This is a genomic window from Streptomyces silvae (assembly GCF_016745505.1).
GTDB lineage: Bacteria > Actinomycetota > Actinomycetes > Streptomycetales > Streptomycetaceae > Streptomyces > Streptomyces silvae.
Window position 1 is genome coordinate 26,723 of the sequence record NZ_JAERUC010000101.1, and the last position, 6,364, is coordinate 33,086.

General features: G+C 73.3%; 7 protein-coding genes. 3 read left to right on the forward strand and 4 right to left on the reverse strand.

Translation table 11 applies throughout. From position 1 onward, the window contains the following. Positions 1-10 precede the first annotated feature (10 nt). Positions 11-658 carry a hypothetical protein gene (locus tag JKV81_RS15680; RefSeq protein WP_129265107.1) on the forward strand — a complete coding sequence of 216 codons (648 nt, stop codon included), beginning with the start codon at positions 11-13 and terminating at the stop codon, positions 656-658. 20 nt (positions 659-678) lie between these two features. Here the strand turns inward: JKV81_RS15680 and JKV81_RS15685 are convergent, their stop codons facing one another. Together JKV81_RS15685 and JKV81_RS15690 are read right to left on the reverse strand one after the other, a co-directional pair. Continuing rightward, complete coding sequence (locus tag JKV81_RS15685) at positions 679-924, reverse strand: hypothetical protein (protein ID WP_124274286.1); 246 nt, start codon at positions 922-924, stop codon at positions 679-681. Further along, complete coding sequence (locus JKV81_RS15690) at positions 911-2,245, reverse strand: PspC domain-containing protein (protein ID WP_202076416.1); 1,335 nt, start codon at positions 2,243-2,245, stop codon at positions 911-913. Before JKV81_RS15690 ends, JKV81_RS15685 begins: the two co-directional genes overlap by 14 nt. A 217-nt stretch (positions 2,246-2,462) precedes the next feature. On the opposite strand from JKV81_RS15690, the gene JKV81_RS15695 reads away from it, so the two are divergent. After that, complete coding sequence (locus JKV81_RS15695) at positions 2,463-3,764, forward strand: ATP-binding protein (RefSeq protein ID WP_202076417.1); 1,302 nt, start codon at positions 2,463-2,465, stop codon at positions 3,762-3,764. After that, complete coding sequence (locus tag JKV81_RS15700; protein WP_031096516.1) at positions 3,761-4,456, forward strand: LuxR C-terminal-related transcriptional regulator; 696 nt, start codon at positions 3,761-3,763, stop codon at positions 4,454-4,456. The genes JKV81_RS15695 and JKV81_RS15700 overlap by 4 nt, the downstream gene beginning before the upstream one ends. A 12-nt stretch (positions 4,457-4,468) precedes the next feature. On the opposite strand, the gene JKV81_RS15705 is transcribed toward JKV81_RS15700, so the two are convergent. Next, the gene (locus JKV81_RS15705) at positions 4,469-5,224 is read right to left on the reverse strand and encodes a GNAT family N-acetyltransferase (protein ID WP_129265110.1); all 756 of its coding nucleotides are present in this window, start codon (positions 5,222-5,224) and stop codon (positions 4,469-4,471) included. Between the two features lie 12 nt (positions 5,225-5,236). After that, positions 5,237-6,307: a C40 family peptidase gene (locus tag JKV81_RS15710; protein ID WP_129265111.1), complete on the reverse strand. Its 1,071-nt coding sequence runs from the start codon at positions 6,305-6,307 to the stop codon at positions 5,237-5,239. Positions 6,308-6,364: the final 57 nt, after the last annotated feature.

Here is a 6,364-nt window from a genome sequence, read left to right on the forward strand (position 1 = left end):
AGGCCGTCTCATGCACGACAACACGTCGGTTTCGACTCACGGCAGCGGCCGGAGGAAGAGGGGGATCATCCTGTCGCTCTGCCTGGGCGCCGTGGTCCTGACCGGACTCGGCGCCTGGGCCCTGTGGCCGTCCGAGGAACCGTCGGTCGCCGTCCCGGACCGCGTCTGTGCCGGTGCGCTTCCCGGGGGTCCGGTGCGAGACCTGCTGCCTGAGCGCGGAGAGGCTTACACGGAGGATTATCTGTTCGGCTCCTACTCGGCTACTTCCGTGTCGACGACCTGGAAATGCAGCTTGAGCGGTGGTGGGAACTCCGTCCATTTCTCGAAATTCCTCATCCTCAGCGAAGACGACTACAGCTCCCAGGACATTGCCCGGGATGCGGCCAAGCCCGGAAACGCTCCTCTGTCCTGGGGGGCAGGGAGCGGATTCGTCGGGACGGACAGGGTTTCCCTCTTCGTCGGCTGCAAGGGCAGCAAGGGCAGCCCTGTTCTGTTGGAGACGAACGTCAGTGTCGACAGGGGCGATGCGGACCCGAAGGACCGGGCCGCGCAGGAGGAAGTCGTTGCCTTGGCAGCGGACTTCGCCCGCTTCATGACCGTCCGCGTGGACCACTGCAAGGCGGTCGAGCTCCCCGACAGCGCCCCCAAGATCGGCTGATCCGGCTCGCCCGGTGGTGGTCAGGGCACTCTGGCCGAGCCAGGTGCCGACGCCTCCGCCGGCGTCCGTGCCTTGCGCCGCCGCCGTACCCGGTAGCTCACCCAGGTCACCGTGGCCGCCAGCCAGAGGCCGCCGAGGAAGACGGGGGCGAAGAACGTCCAGGGGACGTGCCACGCGCCCGCCGCGTCCGCCGCGTAGCCGGCCGCCAGGGTCAGCATGACGAGGCCGGCCACCGCGCGGCCCGGGCGGAACTCATGACGCAGCACGGATGACCTCCAGTTGTCCGATGCCGACTCCCATGCCCAGCTCCAGGGTTCCGGCGGGTTTGCTGTTCTCGGCGGGTTCGATGGTCTGCCGGGTGTGCCGGTCGGGGGCGACGTCCACGTCCTTGCGCCGGTCGGACGGGAGCTGGATGTCGCCGAGGCCCGCCTCCGCGTCCACCTTCACCGTCACCCCCGCCGGTACGACGACGACGGCGCGGCCCGCGCCGACCTCGATACGGGTGCTGACGGTCTCGCCCTCCGGCACCGTGACCCCGGAGAGGTCGAGCCGTGCGACGCCGGTGCTCAGCTTGTACTGCGGCTGGACCGTGGCCACCGACGCCGGGCGCCACTCCTTGCGGACCCAGTCGGTGCCGATGTCCCCGGGGACGGCGGAGGCGCCCGCGAGGAGGCCCGCCGTGATCATGGCCAGCAGGATCGTGCCGAAGCCGGTCCTGCCCAGGAGCGAGGCGAACAGCAGGCCGAGGCCGAACACCCCCAGTGCGGCGGCGAGCCCGATCTGCAGGCTGGTGCCGAGCGGATGGGAGCCCCAGTTCAGGCCCGTGCCCAGACCGCCCGCGATCAGGGCGAGCAGGAAGACGAGGCCGCCGATCGGGCGGGGGCCCCGGGCGCCCGTCGGGCGGTAGGGCGGCCGGTACGGGGCGTCCGGCGTCGGCCTGCTCCTGCCGAGCTCCTCCGCCTCGGACACCGCGCTCGCGGGGCCCCAGAGATAGCCCGTGCCCGCCGGGCCGGTCGTGCCGTCCTTGACGATCGGGTCCCGCCACCAGGACGGGCCGCCGGGCGTCGGCGGTGCCTTCACCTCGGGCGGCGCCCCGTGGCCGACGGTGTGCGCCGCGCTTCTCGGGGCGTGCGGCGGGCCGCCCGGCGCGTCCTCGGGCGGGGCCGTCCTGCGGTGCTGGGTCCAGACCGAGAAGCCGATCACCGTCAGGGACAGCATCGCGGCGAAGGCCAGCATCCCGCCGTTGTGCAGCATCGACAGCAGCAACCCGCACCCCACCAGGGCCAGCAGCAGCGCGACCAGCGACGCACCCTCGACCCGGCCGGACAGCAGCCGGCGCGCCTCGTTCTCCTCCTCGCCCTCCACGGGGAGCAGCAGCCAGGCGAAGCCGTAGAAGATGAGTCCGATGCCGCCCGTCACCGCGAGGACGCCGAGCACGATCCGGAAGATCACCGGGTCCACGTCGCAGTACCGGCCGAGCCCGCCGCACACCCCGGCCACCACTTTCTGCCGCGGGCTCCGCTGCAGCCGCGGTGCCGGCTCGGGGGGTGGCGTGACACCGGGGGAGGCGTCCTGGGGAACGGTCATGGGTCCATGGTGACGGCCCGTACGCCCTCGTGGGGCCCGTGACGACCCTGGCCGATCCCTGATATTGCGTCCCGGAGACCCTCGGGGCCCAAGCCCGCCGCACGTCCGCCGGGCCCAGCGGCCGGGCCCGGCGCACCCCGCCGGACACCCCCTCCTCAGGGTCGAGTCCGGGCAGACCCTGATGCCACGGCCCGCCGGAACGTGTGACGATCGGTGCATGCCAGCAGCCACGAGCCGAGCCCCGAGCTCCCACGCCCCGGACCCGGAGGAGCCCGCACCGCGCAAGCTCTACCGCAGCGCCGACGGGCGGATGCTCGGCGGTGTCGCGCGCGGGCTCGCCGGCCACCTGGGACTGCCCGTCGCCTGGGTCCGGTTCGTCTTCCTCGGGCTGTTCTTCGCGGACGGCCTGGGCGCCCTGCTGTACGCCGTGTTCTGGATCGTCGTACCCCTCGGGGTCGGCGGGGTCGGCGGGGCCGTCGGCGGGGTGGAGAGGTCGCTCTTCGAGACCGCCCCCGACGGTCGGCGCAGACTCCGCAAACCCGACCGGGGCCAGGTGTTCGCCCTGGTCGCGCTGCTCGTCGGGGCCGTGACCTTCGTCGGCAACGTCGACATGGGCAGCGAGGCGGACCGTTACGTCTGGCCCGCGCTGCTGATCGGCGCGGGCTCGGTCCTGGTGTGGCGCCAGGCCGACAACGCGCGCCGCGCCCGCTGGATCGAGGTCGGCCGCCGCCGCCGTGTGCTGCACCTGGCCCGGGGGCTGGCCGGTGTCGCGCTGGTCGGCCTCGGCCTCGCGGCCTTCGTGGTGGTGCGGGGCTCGGCCGCGCAGCTCGGCACCGCGCTGACCGCCGCCATCGCCGTGCTCGCCGGCATCGCGCTGCTGGCGGGCCCCTATCTCGTACGGATGACACAGGACCTCTCCGAGGAACGCCTGATGCGTATCCGGGCGCAGGAGCGCGCCGAGGTGGCCGCTCATGTCCATGACTCCGTCCTGCACACGCTCACGCTGATCCAGCGCAACGCGGACGACGGCGGCGAGGTCCGCAGGCTCGCCCGCGCCCAGGAGCGCGAGCTGCGCAACTGGCTGTACAACCCGGAGGGCACCGGCAAGGAGGAGGCCGAGGAGCCGGCGACGCTCGCCGAGGCCGTCAAGCGGGCCGCCGCCGAGGTCGAGGACAAGCACGGGGTCCCGCTGGAGGTCGTCGTCGTGGGTGACTGCCCGCTCGACGAGAAGCTGGCGGCACAGATGCAGGCCGCACGCGAGGCGATGGTCAACGCCGCCAAGTACGGTGGCGAGGGCGGCGCCGTCCAGGTTTTCGCGGAGGTCGAGGGCCGTACGGTCTTCGTCTCCGTACGGGACCGGGGGCCGGGATTCGACCTGGACGCCGTTCCGGGCGACAGGATGGGCGTACGAGAATCGATCATCGGCCGGATGCAGCGCAACGGCGGTACCGCGCGGCTGCGTTCGGTGCCCGGCGGGGGCACGGAAGTCGAGCTGGAGATGGAGAGGGCGAGCGAATGACCGAGAACACCGAAGCGACCGGGGGCCCGGAGCGCCGGGTACGGGTCGTGCTCGTCGACGACCACCGGATGTTCCGCACCGGGGTCCAGGCCGAGATCGGCCGCACCGAGGAGACCGGGGTCGAGGTCGTCGGCGAGGCCGCCGACGTCGACCAGGCGGTCACCGTGATCACCGCGACCCGCCCCGAGGTCGTCCTCCTCGACGTCCACCTCCCCGGAGGCGGCGGCGTCGAGGTGCTGCGGCGCTGCGCCCCGATGATGGGCGCCGTCGAGAATCCGGTGCGCTTCCTGGCGCTGTCGGTCTCGGACGCCGCCGAGGACGTCATCGGTGTCATCCGTGGCGGCGCCCGCGGCTATGTCACCAAGACCATCACCGGCAGCGACCTGGTGGACTCGGTCTTCCGGGTCCAGGAGGGCGACGCGGTGTTCTCGCCGCGGCTGGCCGGCTTCGTCCTGGACGCGTTCGCCTCGACGGACGCCCCGCCGGTCGACGAGGACCTGGACCGGCTGACGCAGCGCGAGCGTGAGGTGCTGCGGCTGATCGCCCGGGGATACGCGTACAAGGAGATCGCCAAGCAGCTGTTCATCTCGGTGAAGACCGTCGAGTCCCATGTCTCGGCCGTGCTGCGCAAGCTCCAGCTCTCCAACCGGCACGAACTGACCCGGTGGGCCACGGCCCGGCGGCTGGTCTGATCCGGCCCGTGGTCAGGCGGGGTCGAGCGAGATGTTGAGCTTCTCGCCGGTCCTGCGGTAGCCGATGCCCGCGTAGATCCGTTCGACGTCGGGGCCGCCCGGTTCCAGCCATACGGCGTGGAAGCCGCGTTCGAAGGCGGTGCGGGTCAGCCAGGCGGAGAGCGCGGCGCCGACGCCCCGGCGGCGGAAGGTGCCGGCGACGGCCAGTCCGGCCAGTTCGCCGATCCCGTCGACCGGGACGGAGCAGCCGCCGGCACCGGCCGGCAGGCCGTCCACGGTGGCGAGGGCGGAGACGCCGCCGCCCTCCGTCGCCCCGCGCAGCCAGGCGATCTCGCCGTCGTCGGGGCCGCCCTCCCCGCCGAACCCGGTGTGCTGGACGGCTGCCGCGGAGGTGAACTCGTCGTCGGTGACGGGCTCGGCGACGTGGAGGCCGTCCACCGGCTCGGGTGTGAGCAGTCCGTCGGCGGTGCAGGCCAGGACGGGTGCGCGGTTCTCCACGGTGAACCCGGCTGCCAGCAGGGCCGGTTCGACGGCGGGGGCCCAGGCGGGCAGGAATTCCAGCCTGGGCAGCCGGTCGTGCGCGCGGAACGCCGCGACCAGGTCGGCGATGTCCCGCGCGGTGGGCTCGGCGTCCTGGTCGGGGATGGCGTAGTTGGCGAACTTCAGCTCCCAGGACGGGTTGTGGCGCACCGTGAAGGGGCCGACCCGGTAGTGGTCCGGGGAGCGGAGGGTGAGCGTGCGCGCGTAGTTCTGGATGGCGGTGTCCATGGGCCCGGGAGCCTATGCGACGCGGGTCGCCCCCGCGAAAGGCATTTCGCTGATCGGCGCGATCCGGACAGGTGCGCCGGGGCGCGGGGCGTGGATCATCTGGCCGCCGCCGATGTAGAGCCCGACGTGGGTGACCCCGGAGTAGAAGAACACCAGGTCGCCCGGGGCCAGTTCGGACCGGGAGACCCGCTGCCCGGCGTTGATCTGGGTGTACGTCGTACGGGGCAGGGAGACGCCCGCCGCGCGCCAGGCCGCCTGGGTGAGTCCGGAGCAGTCGAAGGAGGCCGGGCCGGTGGCGCCCCAGACGTACGGCTTGCCGAGCGCCCCGTACGCGAAGTCGACGGCCTGCGCGGCACGGGCGTTGGGGGCGGCCACGGAGCCGCGCGGGATGCCCCGGTCGGCGCGTACGCCGCTGCCGCCGTGCGCGGCGTCGGCCGAGCGCTCGTAGCCGGCGCGCTGCTCGGCGGTGAGGGTGGCCAGGAGCTTCCTGGCGTCGGCGAGCTTGGAGCGGACGGCGTCCTTGTGCTTCCTCAGCTCGGCCCGGCGGGAGGCGAGGACCGCGAGCTCGTCCTCGGCACGGGCGCGGAGCTGGGCGATGTCGCTGATCTGCCGGCGTACGCCGTTGACCGCGCCGGCCTGGCGGTCGCCCGCCCGGTCCTCGTAGGAGGCGCGCTCCAGGTAATCGTCGGGGTCGGAGGAGAGGGCCAGCCGGACCGCGGGGTCGATGCCCGCGCTGCGGTACTGGGCGGTGGCGTACGAGCCGAGGGTGTCGCGGGCGGCGTTGAGGCGCTCGGTCCTGCGGGCCGCCTCGTCGCGCAGGGCGTCGAGGGACTTCTCGGAGGCGGCGGCCTCCTCCTTGGCGCCGTTGTACTTCTCGGTGGCCACCTCGGCGTCGTGGTACAGCCGGTCGACCTTGGACTCGACCTGGGCCGGGGTGAGCCCGGGGTCGGCCTGGGCGGCGCCGTCGAGGGCGGTCGCGGTCGCCGCTCCGGCGAGGGCCAGGGTGGCTGCGGTGCGGGCAGCAGGTCCGGTGAACAGACGCTGCTTGGGCTTGCGGTGAGCGGCTTTCCGATCGGCGGCCACGGGGGTGGTGCGTCCTTCCGTTCGACTGCCCGTCGGTGGGTGCCGCGGGCCCGCCGG